Origin of the sequence: Anabaena sp. FACHB-1391, assembly GCF_014696755.1 — a bacterium.
GTDB lineage: Bacteria > Cyanobacteriota > Cyanobacteriia > Cyanobacteriales > Nostocaceae > Dolichospermum > Dolichospermum planctonicum.
Genome location: NZ_JACJQS010000037.1, coordinates 20,863 through 41,329 on the forward strand (window position 1 = coordinate 20,863; position 20,467 = coordinate 41,329).

At 39.3% G+C, this 20,467-nt stretch carries 19 protein-coding genes; 11 read left to right on the forward strand and 8 right to left on the reverse strand.

Annotation, left to right across the window (positions count from 1 at the left end; genetic code table 11):
• Positions 1 to 171: 171 nt before the first annotated feature.
• On the reverse strand, positions 172 to 549 hold the full coding sequence (locus tag H6F62_RS16220) for a hypothetical protein (RefSeq protein WP_190372486.1): 378 nt from the start codon (positions 547 to 549) through the stop codon (positions 172 to 174).
• Positions 550 to 874: 325 nt separating this feature from the next.
• Here H6F62_RS16220 and H6F62_RS16225 point away from each other — a divergent pair, with 325 nt between their 5' ends.
• Positions 875 to 2,773, forward strand: a complete 1,899-nt coding sequence (locus H6F62_RS16225) for a chloride channel protein (RefSeq protein ID WP_168359403.1) — start codon at positions 875 to 877, stop codon at positions 2,771 to 2,773.
• 80 nt (positions 2,774 to 2,853) lie between these two features.
• Here the strand turns inward: H6F62_RS16225 and H6F62_RS16230 are convergent, their stop codons facing one another.
• Positions 2,854 to 3,264, reverse strand: a complete 411-nt coding sequence (locus tag H6F62_RS16230; RefSeq protein WP_137907313.1) for an AbrB family transcriptional regulator — start codon at positions 3,262 to 3,264, stop codon at positions 2,854 to 2,856.
• A 364-nt stretch (positions 3,265 to 3,628) separates the two neighbouring features.
• On the opposite strand from H6F62_RS16230, the gene H6F62_RS16235 reads away from it, so the two are divergent.
• The 4 genes from H6F62_RS16235 to H6F62_RS16250 all read left to right on the forward strand — a co-directional run bounded on the left by H6F62_RS16235 (position 3,629) and on the right by H6F62_RS16250 (position 7,027).
• Positions 3,629 to 4,072, forward strand: a complete 444-nt coding sequence (locus tag H6F62_RS16235; RefSeq protein WP_137907312.1) for an RrF2 family transcriptional regulator — start codon at positions 3,629 to 3,631, stop codon at positions 4,070 to 4,072.
• A gap of 46 nt (positions 4,073 to 4,118) precedes the next feature.
• Entirely contained in the window at positions 4,119 to 5,081 is a 963-nt protein-coding gene (gene cbiB, locus H6F62_RS16240; protein WP_190372487.1) for an adenosylcobinamide-phosphate synthase CbiB, read from the forward strand.
• Positions 5,082 to 5,178: 97 nt separating this feature from the next.
• Positions 5,179 to 5,715, forward strand: coding sequence for a bifunctional pyr operon transcriptional regulator/uracil phosphoribosyltransferase PyrR (gene pyrR, locus H6F62_RS16245; RefSeq protein ID WP_137907310.1), 537 nt, complete (start codon positions 5,179 to 5,181; stop codon positions 5,713 to 5,715).
• 13 nt (positions 5,716 to 5,728) lie between these two features.
• Positions 5,729 to 7,027 (forward strand): sugar ABC transporter substrate-binding protein, encoded by a 1,299-nt coding sequence (locus tag H6F62_RS16250; RefSeq protein ID WP_137907309.1) that lies wholly within the window; start codon positions 5,729 to 5,731, stop codon positions 7,025 to 7,027.
• 44 nt (positions 7,028 to 7,071) lie between these two features.
• Here H6F62_RS16250 and H6F62_RS16255 read toward each other — a convergent pair whose 3' ends face one another.
• The 3 genes from H6F62_RS16255 to H6F62_RS16265 all read right to left on the reverse strand — a co-directional run bounded on the left by H6F62_RS16255 (position 7,072) and on the right by H6F62_RS16265 (position 9,465).
• Entirely contained in the window at positions 7,072 to 8,331 is a 1,260-nt protein-coding gene (locus H6F62_RS16255; protein ID WP_190372488.1) for a folylpolyglutamate synthase/dihydrofolate synthase family protein, read from the reverse strand.
• A gap of 135 nt (positions 8,332 to 8,466) precedes the next feature.
• Positions 8,467 to 8,592, reverse strand: coding sequence for a photosystem II protein Y (locus H6F62_RS16260; protein ID WP_028082918.1), 126 nt, complete (start codon positions 8,590 to 8,592; stop codon positions 8,467 to 8,469).
• Positions 8,593 to 8,958: 366 nt separating this feature from the next.
• On the reverse strand, positions 8,959 to 9,465 hold the full coding sequence (locus H6F62_RS16265; RefSeq protein ID WP_137907307.1) for a gamma carbonic anhydrase family protein: 507 nt from the start codon (positions 9,463 to 9,465) through the stop codon (positions 8,959 to 8,961).
• Between the two features lie 239 nt (positions 9,466 to 9,704).
• Between H6F62_RS16265 and H6F62_RS16270 the strand changes: the two genes are divergently transcribed.
• The 5 genes from H6F62_RS16270 to map all read left to right on the forward strand — a co-directional run bounded on the left by H6F62_RS16270 (position 9,705) and on the right by map (position 15,222).
• The gene (locus tag H6F62_RS16270) at positions 9,705 to 10,220 is read left to right on the forward strand and encodes a TIGR02652 family protein (protein ID WP_137907306.1); all 516 of its coding nucleotides are present in this window, start codon (positions 9,705 to 9,707) and stop codon (positions 10,218 to 10,220) included.
• 153 nt (positions 10,221 to 10,373) lie between these two features.
• Positions 10,374 to 10,808: a VOC family protein gene (locus H6F62_RS16275; RefSeq protein ID WP_137907305.1), complete on the forward strand. Its 435-nt coding sequence runs from the start codon at positions 10,374 to 10,376 to the stop codon at positions 10,806 to 10,808.
• 143 nt (positions 10,809 to 10,951) lie between these two features.
• Positions 10,952 to 13,777: a pitrilysin family protein gene (locus tag H6F62_RS16280; protein ID WP_190372489.1), complete on the forward strand. Its 2,826-nt coding sequence runs from the start codon at positions 10,952 to 10,954 to the stop codon at positions 13,775 to 13,777.
• 52 nt (positions 13,778 to 13,829) lie between these two features.
• A complete protein-coding gene (locus tag H6F62_RS16285; protein ID WP_190372490.1) occupies positions 13,830 to 14,279 on the forward strand; it encodes a plastocyanin/azurin family copper-binding protein in 450 nt (149 codons plus the stop codon).
• 115 nt (positions 14,280 to 14,394) lie between these two features.
• Positions 14,395 to 15,222 carry a type I methionyl aminopeptidase gene (gene map, locus H6F62_RS16290; protein WP_137907365.1) on the forward strand — a complete coding sequence of 276 codons (828 nt, stop codon included), beginning with the start codon at positions 14,395 to 14,397 and terminating at the stop codon, positions 15,220 to 15,222.
• A 76-nt stretch (positions 15,223 to 15,298) separates the two neighbouring features.
• Here the strand turns inward: map and H6F62_RS16295 are convergent, their stop codons facing one another.
• The 3 genes from H6F62_RS16295 to H6F62_RS21260 form a co-directional block, all read right to left on the reverse strand.
• Positions 15,299 to 15,871 carry a peptidoglycan-binding protein gene (locus H6F62_RS16295; protein WP_228036594.1) on the reverse strand — a complete coding sequence of 191 codons (573 nt, stop codon included), beginning with the start codon at positions 15,869 to 15,871 and terminating at the stop codon, positions 15,299 to 15,301.
• A gap of 434 nt (positions 15,872 to 16,305) precedes the next feature.
• Entirely contained in the window at positions 16,306 to 17,409 is a 1,104-nt protein-coding gene (gene cax, locus H6F62_RS16300; RefSeq protein WP_190372491.1) for a calcium/proton exchanger, read from the reverse strand.
• A gap of 48 nt (positions 17,410 to 17,457) precedes the next feature.
• Positions 17,458 to 17,583 (reverse strand): hypothetical protein, encoded by a 126-nt coding sequence (locus H6F62_RS21260; RefSeq protein WP_277878603.1) that lies wholly within the window; start codon positions 17,581 to 17,583, stop codon positions 17,458 to 17,460.
• A gap of 154 nt (positions 17,584 to 17,737) precedes the next feature.
• Between H6F62_RS21260 and H6F62_RS16305 the strand changes: the two genes are divergently transcribed.
• Positions 17,738 to 20,428, forward strand: a complete 2,691-nt coding sequence (locus tag H6F62_RS16305) for a DUF3536 domain-containing protein (RefSeq protein WP_137907301.1) — start codon at positions 17,738 to 17,740, stop codon at positions 20,426 to 20,428.
• Positions 20,429 to 20,467: the final 39 nt, after the last annotated feature.

The window sequence follows — 20,467 nt, forward strand, 5'->3', positions numbered from 1 at the left end:
CAGGCCAGGCTGGCTATCATATGAATCTAGCAGTTAAACAATTTTAGATTTTAGATTTTGGATTTTAGATTTATTCTTGTGTTTACATTTGAAGGCTTAAAAGCTTTGCAAATCTTGAGTTTTCAATCCAAAATTTAAAATCCAAAATTCAGTTCATGCTTCTACAAAAATCTATTTTTCAACCTTGTTGATGCTTTCGATTCGGGTAATTTCTTGGCTATCTTGACTCGTATTGTTTTGGGTTATAGTCATAATAGCCAAAAAAACCACACTTCCCAGCACCAAAGACAAAAGAGGACGTTTAATAGAGATAAAATCTCTGATCATCCTGGCTAAAGGTCGGCTTTGACGACGGAGATCCGAAGAGATCATCATCTGTCTCCAAATAAACGGATCACGTACATAATGTCCACTTTGGCAAACAACTAACTTTTCTTGACAATAAGGACAGGTAAACAAACCAATGTAAGACCTAATTGGCGTTGTTCTGTTATTTCTTCGACAAATTGGGCAAGTAACATAATGATTATCAAAAGTATTTGTACTCATCTACCTCGTCCGCCTAATCCCTTGATTTTCTATATAACAATAGCAGTATTGAATTTTACTTAAAATTTACTACCTCTACCATAATTACTTGTAATTATTTGAAGAATAGCATCAGATTGAGAATGGAAGTCCAGGTGACATACTCCTTTCAATCTTAACTCAAGTTGTCAGCACCACCAGGCGTAATTCTTTTTTCCCACATATTTTGTAATTTTAGTTAATCAATTATTGATCGGCTAGTTGCCCCCATAATGAACCACAATAAGAGATAACAAATAAAAAATAGATTTATTTTTTCTGAAATTTACCCCCGTTGTTAATGACTATGACTCTCTTGCCTCCTGCTTCCCAGAGGAAGGTCAGGGAATCCCCTGCTTTTCCCACACCTTCCATTCAGTTTACCCAGTTAATTAATCGTTTTCAACCCTCCCAAGAAACAGTAGTGCTGTTTTTAGCCGTATTAATTGGCGGTGGTACGGGTATGGGTATAGTCACCTTTCACTATTTAATCCAGCTAATTAACTACTTGATGCTGGAAAATTTTCTGGGACAGATTGGGGGCTGGGGTGCTTGGACTTTAGCCGCTGTCCCTACTCTAGGTGGGATCATTGTTGGTTTGATGCGTTGGCGCACTCAGGATTTTGGACCGGGACTCTCATCTCTGATCGCTGTTTCTCAAGGCAAGGAAGCCAAGAAACCACTACGACCAGTGACAAAAATGATCGCTGCGGCTGTTTCTCTCGGTAGTGGTGCGTCCTTAGGTCCCGAAGGTCCAAGTGTAGAAATTGGTACGAATTTCGGGGTTTTATTGTCTGATATATTACAAGTCTCTCAGGAACGCCAGCGGTTACTTTTGGGCGCTGGGGCGGCGGCTGGTTTAGCCGCTGGTTTTAATGCCCCCATTGCAGGAGTATTTTTTGCCTTAGAAGTAGTCATGGGAACTACGTATTTTGCTACCTCGGCTGTAAGTGTGGTCTTACTTGCCGCCGTGGTGGCCGCTTTAATTGGTCAAATTGGCTTGGGTTCACAACCGGCTTTTGCTTTACCTGCTTATCAAGTTCGTAGTTACTTAGAATTACCTCTTTATCTTGGTTTGGGTTTGGGTGCGAGTTTAATTTCTCTGGCTTATACTGAATCAATTCGTTTAGCTAAAGCCGGCTTTGCTGGGAATTTACCAGGGTTAAAGCTATTAGGGAAAATTCCTCAGTCAATTCAGCCTATCATTGGTGGTGTAATTATTGGTGCAGTAGGTTGGCGCTACCCGCAAATTTTGGGTATTGGCTATGGAACTGTACAAGCAATGCTACAGGATGAGGATTTTTCCCTGAATCTATTACTAATATTACTAGGATTAAAACTCCTGATGACGGCAGTAAGTTCCGGTAGTGGTTTTGTCGGTGGACTATTTGCACCAGCTATGTTTTTAGGTGCGTCCTTTGGGTCTACTTATGCTAAATTTCTGGTTTTGATAGCACCAGAACTGGGGAAATATATGGCTGCTCCTCCAGCTTATGCCATGGTGGGTATGGCAGCGGTTTTAGCAGGTAGCGTCAGAGCGCCATTAACGGCAATTATCATGTTATTTGAATTAACCCGCGATTACCGCATTGTACTACCTTTGATGGCGGCTGTGGGTCTAAGTGTTTGGTTGGTAGAAGGAATTAAACCAACAATAGATGCCAATTCTAATCTGCAACAGATTGGTTTGCCAGAGTTGAAAGATGAAAAGGTGGAAATGTGGCAGCAAATGTTAGTCGCAGATGCCATGCACACTCGTCCCCAAAAATTATCAGCTACCCTGGGAGTGATAGAGGCAGCGGTGGCAATGACCCAAGAACGTACACGCAGCGCTTTAATAATTGATGATGGAGGAAGATTGGTGGGAATTCTTTCCCTGGAAGATATTAAGCGAACTCTTTCTCTATGGCAAAATATCGCCAATTTGCCTCCGGAAATTCACGGAACTTTATCTACCCAAAAACTGATAGATATTTGTACTACTGATATTCTTTATGCTTGGGTTGATGAACCTTTATCTGAAGCTTTAAACCGCATGGCATTACGTGGTTTACATCAGTTACCAGTGGTAGCTAGGGAAAATCCCGATTTTATCCTGGGTTTACTAGAATTTAGGGAACTGGAATTGACTTGTAATATAACAGCAATTACTAAAGCACTCAATAGCTATTTACCAGTTCTACCTGTTAGCGATATAGAGGTATAGAGGGACATTGAAGATCAGTGTGCAGCCGTCAGGGGTAAAACTTAACCACTGACAACTGACAACTCAGAACTGAACTTGAACTAAACTGTAGCTTCTACTTCTGCATCTTCTAAAGATTCTGAATCTACTTGCCGGAGTCGAATATGTTTTTTGCCTAAGGTGATGATAAACTCATCTCCAGGTTTAAGATTCATCTGTTTTGTGTAGGCTGAACCGATGAGCAAGTTGCCATTTGATTGCACACTAATTCTATAGCTGGCACTGCGACCACCACGCCCATTAACACCAGGGGAACTATCTAATTGAATACCCTCTGCATCAATTAGGGCATTCAAGAATTTCATCATATTGACACGCTCTACACCATTTTTTGTAACAGTATAGTAGCCACACTCTTTAGCTTTCTCGTCTTTGCTGAGGGTTTCTAGCTCTCTGACTTTTGTGATCAGTTCTTCGCCAACTAGGGGTTCAATTTTTTTCTGTTTAGGCATTAACTTGGGTCGAAAACGAATTTTTGAAGTTGTTAAGTGAATTTTATTTTAGCTGACATTGAACTAATAGGAAAGGATTCCTTTAATTTTTCAATCACTCTAGCCAAGTATATTACACTCATGGACAAAATTGTTGTACTATCATCAATATTTTCCAGAAATTCTATAAGATCGGGACTTACACACAGGTCAATGAATAATGAACCACGAAGGAGCGAAGAACACGAATAAAAAAGGCTTTGAGGGATATTTTGCCTCAGTCCTAAAAATATATTGTTAACTGGATGGTTGTTTCCCGGGATTTTCCTTTCCCCTTTTCTGCTTTTTCATCAATCATTTTCAAAATTAAATAGGAATACTATAGATGAAACTAACGACTAGAGGACACTACAGTGTGAAGGCTCTGCTAGATTTGAGTTTACAGCCAAAATATGGTCCTGAATCAGTTAAAGCGATCGCTAAACGTCAAGATATTCCCGCTCCCTATCTGGAAAAGCTGCTCATAGAAATGCGTCGCGCTGGTTTAGTAACATCAATTCGTGGTAGCGTTGGTGGGTACAAGTTGGCCAGAAAACCTGCACAAATATCTATTGGACAAATCTTGGAGGCTGTTGGTGAAAATATCACTAATTTACCTCTCAATCATCCTATACCTTCTCAAACAGCCGATTGGGTAACATCCTCTCTCTGGAACAGGCTCAACCAAAAGCTCAAAGAAGCTTTGTACAATATTACCCTGGCTGATCTTTATTATGATGCTCGCAGTTGGCAAGCTTCTCTTGGTGAAGAGGCCAATTTTGTGGTTTAGTCGTTAGTTTTAACAGGGGTCGGGATCAGGAAACAAGGAATAATAAATGATATCTGCTTTCGTTTTGATTTTGGCTGCATTGTTAGATTACTTAATAGGTGATCCTTGGGGTTGGCCGCATCCAGTCCGGGTCATGGGCTGGGTAATTTACCGTTTGAGTAATTTCTCTCTCAAATATTGTCAAAATCCTTTTTCTCAGCGTCTCGCGGGCATTATATTGGGTATTACTGTCATTATTGCCAGTGGGTTGCTAGGGTGGATAATAGTTAAAATCGCCCAGGGGGTACATCCATTTTTAGGAATTACTGTGGAAAGCATTCTTCTAGCTAGTTGTTTCGCTCTCAAAAGTTTAGGAAATGCAGCTATGGAAGTTCTACAACCTTTAAGTAATGGAGAATTAGCTCAAGCACGACAAATTTTAAGCAATTATGTGGGGAGAGATACAGCTAATCTTTCCGCAGCGGAAATTCTCCGAGCAGTTTTGGAAACTGTTACAGAAAATGCTACGGATGGGGTAATGGCTCCTCTTTTTTATACTATTATTGGTACATTTATCCCTGTTATCGGTCCTGTTCCTTTGGCTTTAGCATATAAAGCTAGTAGCACTTTAGATTCAATGATCGGTTATAAGGAAGCACCTTATACTTACATTGGTTGGTTTAGTGCGCGGTGGGAAGACGGTTTTACTTGGTTGCCCTGTCGCCTAACAGTGATAACTTTATCATTATTATCCACCAAACCTGTAAATGTTTGGCGAATTTGCCGCCGCGACGCAATTAAAGACCCTAGTCCTAATTCTGGTTGGAGTGAATGCGCTTATGCTGCGGTTTTAGGTGTACAAATGGGAGGTGTAAATTGGTATGGTGGGGTGGCTAAACATAAACCACTTTTAGGAGATCCTATTTATCCCATTACACCAGATTCTATTGATAAAGCTTTAAAATTAACCCGATATGCGTTTTTATTGTGGTTAGGATTAGCAATATTAGCAATATTTTTAATACCTTAGTTATCTGCTTCCCAGTATCTCGTGCTTATGGAGAGTATGGAAACGAGATAATGAAAAATTACCAATTACCAATTACCAACCACCAATTACCAATCCTATGTCTACTAAAATAGTTGAAATCCTTTCATCAGAGGAACTGCGTCGGACATTAACTCGTATGGCTTCTCAGATTGTGGAAAGAACGCGAGATTTATCTCAGTTGTTACTTCTGGGTATTCACACTAGAGGAGTTCCTTTAGCTTATTCATTAGCACGACAAATAGAAATTCTGGAAAATATTAGTGTTGCTGTAGGTGCTTTAGATATTACATTTTATCGTGATGATCTTGATCAAATTGGCTTGAGAACTCCAGAAAAAACCGATATTCCTTTTGATTTGACTGCTAAAACCGTGGTACTTGTAGATGATGTCATTTTTAAAGGGAGAACTATTCGTGCTGCTTTAAATGCAGTCAATGAATATGGTAGACCAGAAGTGATTCGTTTAGCTGTATTAGTAGATAGAGGTCATCGAGAGTTACCAATTCATCCAGATTTCGTTGGTAAAAAATTACCGACAGCAAAAGAAGAAATTGTTAAAGTTTATTTACAAGATATTGATGGACGAGATGCTGTAGAGTTAATTAGTAATTGAAACTGTTATTAAGATGATTCGATCACCAAAATTTAAACAACTGGTTTGTTGGGCATTATTAGGTTTATTTACTAGTTTTATTGTTAGTTGCGGTTCTAGCAATTCCAATAATAACCCGAAACTTCCTGTTAAAGGAATTGCCACTATTGAGTTCTGGACAATGCAGCTTCAACCTCAATTTACCAACTATTTTCAGGGTCTAATTACGACATTTGAATCACAGAACCCAAGTATCAAAGTTAAATGGGTAGATGTACCTTGGTCCGCTATGGAGAACAAGGTTTTAACCGCAGTATCCGCAAAAACACCTCCAGATGTTGTTAACCTTAACCCAGACTTTGCTTCCCAATTAGCGGGAAAAAATGCTTGGTTAGATTTAGACAATAAAGTTTCTAATCAAGTTCGTTCCTCCTATTTACCAAATATTTGGCAAGCAAGTACCCTTAATGGCAAGAGTTTTGGCATTCCTTGGTATCTTACCACGCGACTAACTATTTATAACACCGATTTATTAAAACAGGCTGGTATCACTAAACCACCTGCCACTTATGCTGAGTTGGGACAAATGGCACAACAAATCAAAGACAAAACTGGTAAGTACGCTTTTTTTGCTACTTTTGTCCCTCAAGACTCCGGTGAGGTTCTGGAATCACTGGTACAAATGGGTGTCACTCTAGTTAATAATGACGGTAAAGCCGGTTTTAATACACCTCAAGGAAAAGCTGCTTTTCAATATTGGGTAGATTTGTATAAAAAAGGTTTGTTACCAAAGGAATCTTTAACCCAAGGGCATCGTCATGCTATAGATTTATACCAATCTGGAGAAACTGCTTTTTTAGCTTCCGGTCCTGAGTTTCTCAAAACCATTGCTAATAATGCCCCCAAGGTTGCCTTAGCCTCCGCTATTGCCCCGCAAATTACGGGTAATACAGGTAAGAAAAATGTTGCTGTGATGAATATTGTCATTCCTCGTGATAGTAAATACCCTGATGAGGCTGTTAAATTTGCCTTATTTGTGACTAATGACGAAAATCAATTAGCTTTTGCCAAAGCCGCTAATGTCCTACCTTCTACAATTAAGGCATTGTCTAATACTTACTTTAAGGAAGTTCCTGCTAATGCTACTACCGCAGAAAATGGACGGGTAATTAGTGCGTCACAGTTACAACAAGCTCAGGTATTAACCCCTAAACTCAAAGATTTTAAACTTTTGCAAAAATCAATTTACGAAAATTTACAAGCAGCAATGTTAGGACAAAAAACAGTTGATAAAGCTGTAGAAGATGCTGCTCAACTGTGGGATAATCGCTAATGGGTAATGGGTAATGGGTAATAAAAGTGTTTCCTGACACCTGACTAGTGACCCCTGACTACTGACAAAAAATAACCAATTAAATACAGAGAACCACATAATACAACTTGATTATCTGTAGAGGGATAGGCAGCGTCTAAGGCTGAAAATACATCTGTATAAGTGTTACAAAAATTCAAGTCTGGACAGATTGACGCTGCTAAATTAGCTAATTCTCCTAAATTCGCTGAATTGCTATCGGGTACTGGCACTAAATACAATTTATCTCCTGGTTTGAGAAGTTCCTGGAAAATCTCACCATGATCTTTAGTGGCCAGCATTCCCATTACCCAAGTGATGTTTTCGCTGTTGAGTGTATCTACATAATGACGTAAAACATTAGCTGAGGCTGGGTTGTGTGCGCCGTCAATGAGGATTTGTTGACTTCTCCAAGTAATCCATTGCATTCTTCCTGGCCACTTGGTTTTAGCCATTCCTTGAATAATAGCTTCCTCAGAAATTTGCCAATTCTGTTTTTGCAGGATTTCTAAAGCAGCTATTGCTAAGGCTGAATTATGTAATTGAATTTGTCCCTGTAATGCTAAGGGGTATTTTATTGTTTCTGGACTTGCTATTTTTTGATATTCTACCCAGTTTTGATTGATTTTCCGAGATGGTTTAGGGGTAAAAATCGGGCATTTTAGTTCTAATATACGCGATCGCACGACTTTTTGAGCATCTTCTGGCAATAAACCCACCACCACCGGACATCCGGGTTTGATAATTCCCGCTTTTTCTCTGGCAATATGGGTTATAGTCGGTCCTAGTTGTTGCCAATGTTCTCGACTTATGGAACTAATTATTGTCACTAAAGGATGATCACAGACATTAGTGGCATCTAAACGTCCTCCTAGTCCCACTTCAATTACCGCAATATCAACTTGTTGCTGGGCAAAATATAACCAAGCTGCTGCGGTAATTACTTCAAATTGGGTAGGAGATTCTTCATCTGGATTAATTGCTGCTTGAACTTGAAGTATTGATTCACACAATTCATTACTATTAATTGCTTGTTCATTAACACAGATACGTTCTGTCCAATCAACCAAATGGGGGGAGGTGTAGCGTCCGGTCTTATAACCAGCTTCAGTAAGTACCGCAGACAGATAAGCACAAACAGAACCTTTGCCATTAGTACCAGCGACATGAATAATTGGCACTCGGTGATGGGGATTTCCCAAAGTTGCCAATAAATTGACAATTCGAGATAATCCCAAATTGACACCAAAATGCTGAAAGGGTTGGAGTAGGGAATCTATGCTCATGGGAATTGTGTAATTGGTAATTTGGGTAATTTGGTAATTGGTGAAACTTTTGCCTGTTCCCTGTTAAGAGTTCCCAGTTAAGAGTTAAGAGTTCCCAGTTAAGAGTTAAGAGTTCCCTATTCCCTATTCCCCAAATTACGCTTCTTTGCTCAAAAAGTTTTGTATTTGTCTAATAGCAGCAGCGCCTATATTGAAAGCAGCCCAACTAGCAGCGATCGCTAAAGGTGCTAAAACAATTACTACACGAGTATCAATGTCCATATTTAGAAACCCTCTGTAAATTAAAAATTTTAAGTTTTTGACATACCCCCTCGTCCTTTCATGAGCGAGGATTCCTTGACACTTCACTGACTGGTGCTACCGAAAAGTAGTGTGATCCGGTCTTGAGTGTCCGTTTATAGTCTCCCAATGCCCTGTGGCGACTATACCTAGTTTACTATAAAGCCGTCCTAGAAAGATGGGGCTTGTATCCGATTTTTTTCGGTCAACAGTTCTCAGTTTTTATTGTGATCTCAAGTGGGGAATTTTTTCAATGTTCTATGTAAAGTTTCATTAAAAGTTAGTGGTCAGTTGTAAAACGTGAATCACCCATTACCCATTACCCATTACCAATTACCTATTCCCTAGTCAGTTGTCATTAGCAGCATGAAGGAGGGCTAATTGATAGTATTTTTCGGCGTGTGCAATGAGTTCGGTGATTTCGGTGTCTGTGAGTTGACGAACTACCTTACCGGGGAGGCCGAGGACTAGAGAACCGGGGGGGACATTTTTGGTAACTACTGCACCAGCGCCGATAATACTACCTGCACCGACTCTCACGCCGTTTAAGACGATAGCACCAATACCAATTAAACTACCACGTTCAATGTGAGCAGAATGGACCACAGCCCGATGGCCAACAGTGACATAATCTTCTAAAATTGTTGGTACACCTGGATCACCATGGAGAATTGCACCATCTTGAATATTTGTATATTTGCCAATTTCAATCCGTTCTACATCACCTCTAACCACAGATCCATACCAAACACTGGCTCTGGCTGCTATGCTTACAGAACCAATGATTATAGCGTTGGCTGCCACAAAGGCGGCTTGAGAAAATTCAGGAGATTTTGAGTCAGAAGAGATAGACACGATAGAATATGGATATTGTACCCAGGAACACTGGAGAAACTCCAACCTTTAGGGCTGGTTGTCAAACCAGAATATCACGGCTTTGGCCTTCTATGGTCAGACGGTTGTGAAACTTGTTCTCAGGCACTATCCTCACTTTTATGCAGGAGTAAGCAAGTTATCTAAAGTAGTGGAGCAGGAGTGTAAAGTTAAACCTACTGGTGCTGGCAGAAAAACAATACTATGTTTATACGCACTTCATGATAAATCCAGGCTTTCAGTACCCGATATTTGGCCCTGAAATACAGTGTCCCCACTGTCGCCAAAATATTTCAGCGTTGACATTGACGGATACTTATTTGTGTCCCCGTCATGGCGCATTTGAAGCTGAACCCAAAACTGGGGAATTGGTTCATTTACAGTCCGGTCGTCACTGGCGCAGATGGGATGGCGAATGGTATCGTCAACATACTCATCCTGATGGGATTCGTTTTGAAATTCACGAAGCTTTAGATAAGCTTTATACTCAAGGTTATCGGGCTACGAGAATAATTGTTGCTAACCGTTATCAGGAGTTAATGAGTGGCTATTTAGAACGTAGTACACCTTGGCGTTCTGGACAAGGGGAAACTACTACAGGAGCGCGGTTATATGGCTTACCTGTAGATTTTAGCCCTGATTCTGCCGCAGAACCTTGTTGGGAAGTGATTAATTTTGATTTGGATAAAGAACCTGGTGTACCAGTCCGTTACCCATATTTCCGCTTGTTTGAATAGGTAATGGGTAATGGGTAATAGTTAATGGGTAATGGGTAATAGGTAATGGGTAATGGGTGATTGTAAATATCTTCTTGTATTCCTACCTGTTCTCTTTTTTGGGTTTTAGGTTGTAGATTAATCCAAAATCTAAAATCCAAAATCTGAAATTCTATGCACCATACTTCGATTAGAACGGCAAATATCCATCTAGCGATCGCTTTTTATGAAACACTAGGGTTTACGGTGGGCGATCGCTTCACCACCGGTTATACTCTAGCTTGCTGGATGGAAGGTTTGGGAGGGAGAATTGAACTCATCCAAATTCCCCAACCCAAACCAGCCCCAGATGCTTTTGAGGATGAACATTATGTGGGTTACTATCATCTGGCTTTTGATTTAACACACATTACACCAGATTTACCCACTTGGTTAGAAAGTTTAAAAACACGGTTAGCTGCAATAGAAAGTTTACCACCTCTAAAGATTCTTTTGCAGCCTACACAGCAGCAAATTGGCGATAACATCCTAGAAGTCACGTTTATCGCTGATTTTGACGGCTTACCTCTGGAGTTTATACGGTTTCTCCATAAATCGCCCGAAAATTAGTATTCATGCCTTTTGGGTGATAAAATATTTTTCCCTTTCAGGTACATTTTTATTTTCCATGGGGTGCTAAGGAAACATTTGCTCAATTTTTCTAGTCCATCAATATATGTAATCTAAGTTACATATATCTATTCGCCAAAGATATGCCTTTTTTTTCTCTAGCACAACGACATCGCTTTTCTTTAGTTATTTTGAGTCTTTGGGTAATAGCCGCATTTTCATTAAATCATGATGCTGCTTTTAATCTCAAAGAAGGGGGTTTATCAACAACACTCTACAAGTCCAACCCGGAAAAATCCCATCAAACACTAGTTACTAAAGAAACAGCCAATTTCGCCATTACAGCAAACGTTCGCAAAACAGTCCTCGACAATGGCTTAACTGTTCTCACGAAGGAGGTTCATAATGCTCCGGTGGTGACAGTACAAGTATGGTATAAATTTGGTTCTGGTCAAGAAGCAATTGGGGTAAATGGCATTGCTCACCAATTAGAACATATCATGTTTAAAGGTACTAGCGATCGCCGGATTCAATTTGGCCAGTTATTTAGTGCTTTAGGTAGTGATTCTAATGCTTTTACCAGTTATGACCAAACTGCATATTACAACACTGCTCAAGGGCATAAACTCACCTCTCTGTTGACGTTAGAAGCAGATAGAATGAAAAACTCACTTATAGATCCTCAACAGTTAGCTAGTGAGAAACAAGTGGTGATTTCTGAATTACTTGGTTACGAAAATAGCCCGGAATACCGTCTAAAACGCGCTGTGATGAAGTCGGTTTTTCCCAATCATCCCTACGGTTTACCCATTGGTGGTACTAAGGCTGATGTAGAGAAATTCACGGTTGAACAAGTAAGAGAATATTACCAAAAATTCTACAGTCCTGACAATGCTGTTTTGGTAATTGTAGGAGATTTTGACACCGCACCAACGTTAAAAAATGTCCAAGCTATTTTTGGTAAAATCCCTAAAGGCCAATATTCACCCGATAATCTTATAACTCCATCCTATTCCCCATCACCGGCAATTCAACTACAAGAACCGGGAGGAAATCCATTACTACAGATAGTTTATCCGCTTCCTCAAATTAATCAACCAGATGTACCCGCTTTAGAGGTAATGGATTATATCTTAACTGCCGGTAAAAATTCTTACCTATATCAAGAGTTGGTAGAATCGGGTTTAGCTAGTGATTTGAAAGCAAATGTCGCTAGTTTACGGGCTGGTGGCTGGTATGAAATATTAGTAACTGCTGCGAGAAATCAGGATTTGCATAAAATTGATATAGCGGTAACAAAAGCGTTGGAAAACCTTGTTAACATAGGTATCACAACAGAACAAGTAGAACGAGCAAAAACCCAATTAACAGCTTCAGTTATTTTAAATAATCGTGATATAACCAGTCAAGCCATGCAATTGGGTAATGATCAAATCACAACAGATAATTACCAATATACAGAAAATCATTTAGTAGATATTCGGGAAGTTAAACCTAGGGATGTAATTAATGTCATCAATAAATATCTACAACCAGAAGCGCGGACAGTGGGATTTTTTGAACCTACTCAACAAACAGGTACAAATCAGATCAAATCTGATTCCGGGATAACAAAAGATAATTTTGCCGTTGATTTTACGGTAGTTCCAGCAGAAGTAAAGAAATATTTACCACCTGTAGATATCTTACCGAAAACAGGAACAAAAGAAATACCCCAGGAGTTAAAATTTGCTAATGGGTTACGCATACTACTATTACCAGATAAAACTACACCTACAGTCACTTTAAGCGGACATATTAAAGCAGGAACAGAATTTGATGGAAGTAATAAGGGAGGACTAGCCTCCTTAGTAGCAGCAAATCTGATGAATGGGACGAAAAATAAAGATATGCGGACTATTGCTCAAGAATTAGCAGCAAAAGGCGCAAATTTGGACTTTCAAGCCTATCGTGAAGGTGTGAGGATCAAAGGTAGCAGTTTAGCAGCAGATTTACCGATTTTACTCTTAACATTGACAGACGTAATTAAAAATAGCACATTTCCAGAAAAAGAGTTTAAACTCTCGCGTCAACAGGCTTTAACCTCCCTAGATTCAGATTTAGATGATCCTGAAAAGATTGCAACTCGTATCTTTATTCAATCTATTTATCCAAAAAAACACCCATTACATAGTTTTCCGACAGCGGAGACTATTCAGAGCATTAAACGTCAAGACGCGATAGCTTTTAAAGCCCAACATTATCGTCCAGATACTACAGTGTTAGCAATTGTAGGCGATTTTGATATTAACAAAGTGCGATCGCTCATTCAAGCACAATTAGGAAATTGGCAAGTAAAAGGCCAACCACCAGTGGTAAAATACCCCAAGGTGGAGATGCCGAAAAATGTAATTAATGTTAATCCCGTTGTTCCTGGTAAACCCCAAGCGATTACTTATATGGGTTATACAGGGATTAATCGTCAAGATAAACGATTTTATGCGGCGATGGTCTTGAATCAAATTCTCGGAGGTGATACATTATCAAGTAGACTAGGGGCAGAAGTGCGCGATCGTCAAGGCTTAACCTACGGAATTTATAGTAATTTCATCACAGGTAAGAATGTCGGCACATTTTTAATTGAAATGCAAACCAGTCCAGAAGACGCACACAAAGCGATTTCCAGTACCCGTGACCTGCTCAAACAAGTTCACCAACAAGGTGTTACCCTAGAGGAAGTAGAAACAGCCAAAGCTAATTTAATCAGTAATTATAATATTTCCTTAGCCAGTCCAGAACAACTCAGTGAAAGAATGGTCATGAATCAGGTTTATGGCTTAAATCAGGTAGAATTGCGCTCATTTATTAGTAAAATAGAGCAGGTTAAATTGAGTCAAGTCAATCAAGCTGCTCGTGAGTTACTTCACTCTGATAAAATTGTTGTTGTGACAGCAGGTCCGCCAATTCTTGCCCATAAAAACATCAATTGAGTATAGTTATGAGTCATTGTCAAAGGTGTAATCTACAACTATCTATTTAGCTATGAGTAAATTTTTGACTGTTATTTTCTCCCTGCTCATGAGTATAGTAATCATGGGTACATCTCCAGCAACAGCAGAGAATCTATGGAATAATCTCTTAAAACAACCTCAGTTAGAAATTACGGTCAGCTTGGGTAATACTGCTAATGAATTAAAATTTGAACCAAATTACTTAGAATTTACCCCTGGTAAACGTTACAACCTGAAATTAAATAATCCTAGCTCCCAAAAACATTATTTTACTGCTAAAGACTTTGCTGATGGAATTTGGACACAAAAAGTCGAAGCGGGTAAGGTAGAAATTAAAGGTAATATTCACGAACTAGAACTTAAACCTGGTGCAGAAGCAGAATGGATGTTTGTCCCCATAAAATCAGGAAAATATGCTTTACGATGTACTATAGCTGGACACACAGAAGCGGGAATGAAAGGAGAAATTGTGATTAAGTGATCATCTCTTTCTAGAGGCGCGAAAATAAGTTAACGTCAATATAGATATTTTTGGCAATAAATCTCAACAACTTCACACTCAATTAGTAAAGCACCAGTAATTTCTCAATTTAATGATGAACATTTTCACCAGCCTGCTTTCGCAACCAGTCGAGCCAAAACCCGAAAAACAACAACGTCGAGGGATTGAAATTAAATCACCCCGTGAAATCGAAATTATGCGGCAATCAGCTAAGATTGTAGCAACCGTCCTCAAAGAAATTTCTGAGCTAGTGCAGCCGGGAATGACAACTGCTGATTTAGATGCTTATGCTGAAAAACGTATCCGGGAAATGGATGCAACTCCTAGTTTTAAAGGATACCATGGCTTTCCTGCTTCCATCTGTTCCAGTATTAATAATGAGGTTGTCCATGGGATTCCTAGCCCTAAAAAGGTAATTCGGTCTGGAGATGTTTTAAAAGTTGATACAGGAGCTTATTATCAAGGTTTTCACGGTGATTCCTGTATTACTATCGCTGTCGGGAATGTCACAAATGAAGCTGCGAAACTGATTAAAATAGCTGAAGAATCCTTATACAAGGGAATTGAACAGGTAAAAGCTGGTGTACATCTCACGGAGATTGCGGGTGCGATTGAAGATCATGCGAAAGGTCATGGTTTTACAGTAGTAGAACAATTTACTGGTCATGGTGTAGGTAGAAATTTGCACGAAGAGCCAGCGGTTTTCAACTATCGGACTCATGAAATACCGAATGTGAAATTACGCTCAGGGATGACCTTAGCAATTGAACCAATTTTAAATGCTGGTTCTAAAAATACCAGAATTTTAGCTGATAGATGGACAGCGGTAACGGTTGATAATGCTTTATCGGCTCAGTTTGAGCATACGGTGTTAGTGACAGATACTGGTTATGAAATTCTCACTGATAGAGAACAACTTTAAAGGTGATTTTGGTGATTTTGGTGATTTTGGTGATGTAGATGATTAATGGACAACGGATAAAAGACAACCTACTTAATTACATTGTTAATTCCCACCAAGTTTTTTGACCAACCATACCATCTGCTGATAAAGTTCGACGATTTTGAAAGGCTTTAACAGCGGCTTCGGTGATTGGTCCAAAAACGCCATCAACAGGTATTCCATAACCATTAGAAACTAAAAGTTTTTGTAAAACTCTCACAGATATACCTGAGTTACCAAAACTAATCACGGGCATAGGATTATTCTGGGTTGTGGGATATCGTGTTGGTAATTTAATATCTGTTGTTGCTATAATGTCTATGTCACCAGCATCAGCCAAAAGAAGTTGTGCTTCAAAAGAATTGACAGACATTTGTTTTTGTGTAATTTGCTCAAAGATTTTGTTCCGTCGAAAAGAGATGGCTAAGGGATGAGTTGGGGAAGGTTCACTTATTTGTATAAATTCTGGTGGTATAATTTGAGTCGGGGAAATTAACTGGGTTGATTGACTATTTGTTAATGGCACACCATTTTCTAAGTGAAACAGGGTTTGGTTGAATGGAAAATGGGGAATATTTAGTTCTCTTGGATTAAATACACCCATCATCAGCAGTCCGATTTCAGTCATTGTATTTTATAGATATACTTACTCGCCAGGGAAAAGGGAAAAACAAAATATAATTACTGTATAAAATTACTAATATAAAACTACTAATATTTATACGTAATTTAAAGTTAAAGAAAATTACTACTATGAAATAGTCAAAAATAATGTTGTGTATGGAGTTTTTCTAGCCATTGAGGAGAATTGATGTATCACAAGCATGAAGATTTAAATTACAAGTAAATATCCTCAAGAAGTTGATATCAAAAGGACGATCTGATTTGAGACTATAAGAAGACTATAAGAATTATTAATTTTAGTCATCTATCTTAAGGGAGTTCAAATTATTAAAAAAATATTTATGGCAGATTGCAATGTGTTTGAGTATAAAAAAATTCCCAATCTATTTAGATTAGATTGGGAATCTCAGATTGTCAAGATTTGACTAGGGTAATAGTTTAACCAATACTATTGGCAACTGGATGAAAGTAAAAGGCAAAACCTAATACAGTATAAGCTGCTAGAAGTAAAGTCCCTTCTAACCAATTAGATTTACCATCAGAACTAATACTATTAGCAATTAACACTGAGACAGCAACGGCTACTAATTCAAATGGGTTAAAATCTAAATCCATGGGTTGACCAATTATCCAACCAGCAATGACTAAAACTGGGGCCACAAATAGGGCAATTTGCATACTTGAACCCACAGCGACAGACATAGAAAGATCCATTTTATTTTTCATGGCTACGGTGACAGCGGTAGCGTGTTCAGCAGCGTTACCGATAATGGGGACTAAAATCACCCCAGTAAATAGTGCGCTTAAACCTAGTTTAGATGTAGCAACTTCTAGGGAACTCACTAATAATTCTGACTCAAAGGCAACTAACAAGGTACAGGCTAAAAGTACACCAGTCCACAACCAAATATTTGGTTTTTCATGGGCAACCTCTTCTTCTCCTTCTATTCCTTCTACGTCCACTACACCAACTTCATACAAATACGCATGAGTTTTCATAGAAAATAGTAGTGTTAAGCCGTAAACTAGAATTAAGACTATAGCCACCGCTAGAGAGAGATTCTGTACCGTTTTTTCGCTAATACCTGCGGAGGTATAGTTCATTGCTGTTGGTAGTAAAATGGCAATTACCGCCAAGTTCATGGAGGAAGCATTTACCCGCGCTACAACTGACTCAAATGTTTGTTCTTTGTAACGAATACCGCCTAATAACATGGATAAACCCATGACGAGGAGTAAATTACCGATAATTGATCCAGTAATACTGGCCTTGACAACATCAATTAGTCCTGCATTCAGAGCCACCAAGGCAATAATTAATTCTGTAGCATTACCAAAAGTCGCGTTTAAAAATCCGCCCAGAATTGGACCGACTACCACAGCTATTTCTTCGGTCGCTGTACCCATCCAAGCGGCTAGTGGTAGTATAGCTAATGCAGCAGTGATGAAGATTATTAAGTCTCCCCATTCTAAAAAGTGGGCTGCTAGAGATACGGGTATAAACAGCAGCAGTACGGTGAAAATAATGTTCTTGATTGACATTTTTACCTTAATTTCAGGGTATCTGTGCCAGATCCCCTGAAATATCATCTACATTTGCACACCTATCATATCTGCCAGAACTGGTAATTGGTAATTGGTAATTGGTAATTGGTAATTGGTAATTGGTAATTGGTAATTGGTAATGGGTAATTGGTAATGGGTAATTGGCTTCATCTATAGTTGTATTCTTGTTTAGAAAAGATTGTGATAAGATTTAGTTTTGTTTCTTATGTTTTATTTATAACTGATTTTGTGAGACAACAATTGTAGAAAGGTAGACATAGCAAGAATCTTCTTCAAAATTGCACATTTATTTGGGTAACAATATATGACTTCAGCAGCGGAAATACCAAGTAGTTCTGTCTCGATCTTACCATTAGATAAACGGGCTAAATACAGTCCTGAACATGATCCCCTGAAAATTGCTCAAGGTGTTTATGTTACGGTTCATGGTCATTTTTATCAACCCCCTAGAGAAAATCCTTATCTGGATGCGATTGAACGTCAACCCAGCGCTACGCCTTTTCATGACTGGAATGAGCGCATTCATTGGGAATGCTATCGTCCTAATGCCTTTGCAAGGGTATTAAATGACCGTGGAGAAGTTGTGGGGATTGTGAATAATTATGAGTACATGAGCTTTAATATTGGTCCAACGCTGATGTCTTGGTTAGAACGCTATGATGTGGAGGTTTATCAGCGGATTTTGGAGGCTGATGCTAAAAGTTGCCAACGGTTAAATGGTCATGGCAATGCGATCGCTCAAGTATATAATCATATTATCCTACCCTTAGCCAACGAAAGAGATAAATACACACAAATTCGCTGGGGTAAAGAAGATTTCCGTTCGCGCTTTGGCCGTGATCCCGAAGGGATGTGGTTAGCAGAAACAGCCGTAGATTATGCCACCCTACAGGCATTGGTAGCGGAAAAGATTAAATTTATCATTTTAGCACCTTCTCAAGCCCAGCGTTGTCGTCCTTTCCCGACAGAGGATGATCCCCATAGTCAATGGCATGAGGTAGGGGGTAATCAGATTGATCCCACTCGTCCCTATCGTTGTTATTTGGATAGTCGGGAAACTGGAAAAAAATCACAGGCCTATATTGATATCTTTTTCTATGATGGTCCGATTTCCCGGGATATGGGTTTTAGTGATGTTGTCTATAATTCCCATCATTTTGCTGGCCGGGTGGGGGCGGCTATTCGTGGGGATCATCGTCGGTCCCAGTTAATTTCTGTAGCCACGGACGGGGAAACTTTTGGACACCACAAAAAAGGCACGGAGAAGACTCTGGCCTATGCCTTTATTGGTGAGTTTCCTGATCATGGTTGGACTGTCACCAACTACGCCCATTATTTGAGTTTAAATCCTCCTAGTTGGGAAGTGCAATTAAAGCCCGTTACAGCCTGGAGTTGCGCTCATGGTGTGGATAGATGGCAAGATGATTGTGGTTGTGGTGGGGAAGGGGGTGTGTGGCATCAAAAATGGCGGCGGCCACTACGAAATGCGTTAAATTGGTTACGGGATCAGTTAACTGATGTTTATGAAAAACATGGTGGTATGTTATTCCGTAATCCTTGGCAAGCAAGGGACGAATATATTCACGTCATGTCTGATCGTTCTCATACTAATGTTAGCCATTTTTTATCTCGTCATCAAACTCATAAACTAGACGCTGGTGAACAGGTAGAGGCTTTACGCTTGTTAGAAATGCAGCGTCATTCTTTACTAATGTTCACTAGTTGCGGCTGGTTTTTTGAAGAAATTTCCCGCCCAGAGGGAACACAGATTTTGCGTTATGCCGCCCGTGCTTTAGAATTAGCAGGAGATGTATCAGGTGTACAATTGGAAAAGGGTTTTCTCAAACGCCTGATGTTAGCTCCTAGTAATGTGGAAGAGTTTAAACATGGAGCAGATATATATCATAAATTGGTATTAACTGCTCAAATTGGATTTAAACAAGTCGCCGCCCATTATGCTATTACTTCCTTATTTAATCATCGCAAAAATACTGTTTCTGGACAGGACACAGATAAACAATCCCATGGTAATTATCAGCGAGTCTATTGCTATACTGCCCATGAGTTAGATTACTATAAGCAGCGTATTGGTCCGTTAACTATGGTAGTAGGACATTTGCAGCTAGTGTCAGATATTACTTGGGAAAGTGAAAATTTAATATTTGCTGTACTGCATTTGGGGGGTTGGGATTTTCACTGCTGCATTCAACAGTTTACTGGCAGACGTAACTATGGTGAAATTAAAGAAAAGCTGCTTACAGCCTTACAGCAAGCTAGTGTAGCTCATGTTATTTTGGTAATGACTCAAGTATTTGGGGGTGAAGCTTTTAGTTTACAGACTCTATTTGCTGAAGAACGTCATCGGATTATGCGGTTGTTAAGTCAGGAAACATTGGCGCGATTAGACCAATTATATACTCAGGCTTATCGTGATAATTACGGTGTCATCATGGCTTTTCATCGAGATGGATTAGAAGTACCACGGGAATTACAAGTAGCAGCGGAAATTGCTTTAGGACATCGTTGTTTGATAACATTGCGATCGCTACAGCAAGCGCAGCTATCGCTACAGCAAGCGCAGCTATCGCTAGAACAAGATATTAATGAAGCACAATTAAGCTGGAATCTCATGGTAGAATTGGAGGCGATTTCTCATGAAGCGGAACATCTTCGTTGTCAATTAAATATTCCCGAAGGCAATCAAATCCTAGAACAATTAATAGTTAAGTTATTGTGGCAATTATTGTATGATGCCAATAGCAATTTGGATACAGATATCCAACGGTTAGAACGGTTGATTGATATTGGTTATAAGCTGCATATTGGCATTAATTTAAACCATTCCCAAGAACTATATTGGAGTTGTTTACATAGCCAAATATTGCCACGAATTGCGAATATTAACAGTGAAGCAGAAACCATACAATGTCGTCAATTGCTGAAATTAGGACAAAAACTAGCGGTTGATGTTAGTCCATTTTTGGATAAATTATAGCATTTCCCATGCTCGTAAGGTACAAAGTTTTTTAGTTTT

Coding starts and splice junctions, on each gene's coding strand:
- H6F62_RS16220 (WP_190372486.1), bottom strand. CDS start 549: ATGAGTACAAATACTTTTGATAATCATTATGTTACTTGCCCAATTTGT.
- H6F62_RS21260 (WP_277878603.1), bottom strand. CDS start 17,583: ATGAAGCCAATTACCCATTACCAATTACCCATTACCAATTACCAATTA.
- cbiB (WP_190372487.1), top strand. CDS start 4,119: ATGATATCTGCTTTCGTTTTGATTTTGGCTGCATTGTTAGATTACTTA.
- H6F62_RS16280 (WP_190372489.1), top strand. CDS start 10,952: ATGCCTTTTTTTTCTCTAGCACAACGACATCGCTTTTCTTTAGTTATT.
- H6F62_RS16225 (WP_168359403.1), top strand. CDS start 875: ATGACTCTCTTGCCTCCTGCTTCCCAGAGGAAGGTCAGGGAATCCCCT.
- H6F62_RS16275 (WP_137907305.1), top strand. CDS start 10,374: ATGCACCATACTTCGATTAGAACGGCAAATATCCATCTAGCGATCGCT.
- map (WP_137907365.1), top strand. CDS start 14,395: ATGAACATTTTCACCAGCCTGCTTTCGCAACCAGTCGAGCCAAAACCC.
- pyrR (WP_137907310.1), top strand. CDS start 5,179: ATGTCTACTAAAATAGTTGAAATCCTTTCATCAGAGGAACTGCGTCGG.
- H6F62_RS16285 (WP_190372490.1), top strand. CDS start 13,830: ATGAGTAAATTTTTGACTGTTATTTTCTCCCTGCTCATGAGTATAGTA.
- H6F62_RS16235 (WP_137907312.1), top strand. CDS start 3,629: ATGAAACTAACGACTAGAGGACACTACAGTGTGAAGGCTCTGCTAGAT.
- H6F62_RS16255 (WP_190372488.1), bottom strand. CDS start 8,331: ATGAGCATAGATTCCCTACTCCAACCCTTTCAGCATTTTGGTGTCAAT.
- H6F62_RS16270 (WP_137907306.1), top strand. CDS start 9,705: ATGATAAATCCAGGCTTTCAGTACCCGATATTTGGCCCTGAAATACAG.
- H6F62_RS16295 (WP_228036594.1), bottom strand. CDS start 15,871: ATGACTGAAATCGGACTGCTGATGATGGGTGTATTTAATCCAAGAGAA.
- cax (WP_190372491.1), bottom strand. CDS start 17,409: ATGTCAATCAAGAACATTATTTTCACCGTACTGCTGCTGTTTATACCC.
- H6F62_RS16250 (WP_137907309.1), top strand. CDS start 5,729: ATGATTCGATCACCAAAATTTAAACAACTGGTTTGTTGGGCATTATTA.
- H6F62_RS16305 (WP_137907301.1), top strand. CDS start 17,738: ATGACTTCAGCAGCGGAAATACCAAGTAGTTCTGTCTCGATCTTACCA.
- H6F62_RS16230 (WP_137907313.1), bottom strand. CDS start 3,264: ATGCCTAAACAGAAAAAAATTGAACCCCTAGTTGGCGAAGAACTGATC.
- H6F62_RS16260 (WP_028082918.1), bottom strand. CDS start 8,592: ATGGACATTGATACTCGTGTAGTAATTGTTTTAGCACCTTTAGCGATC.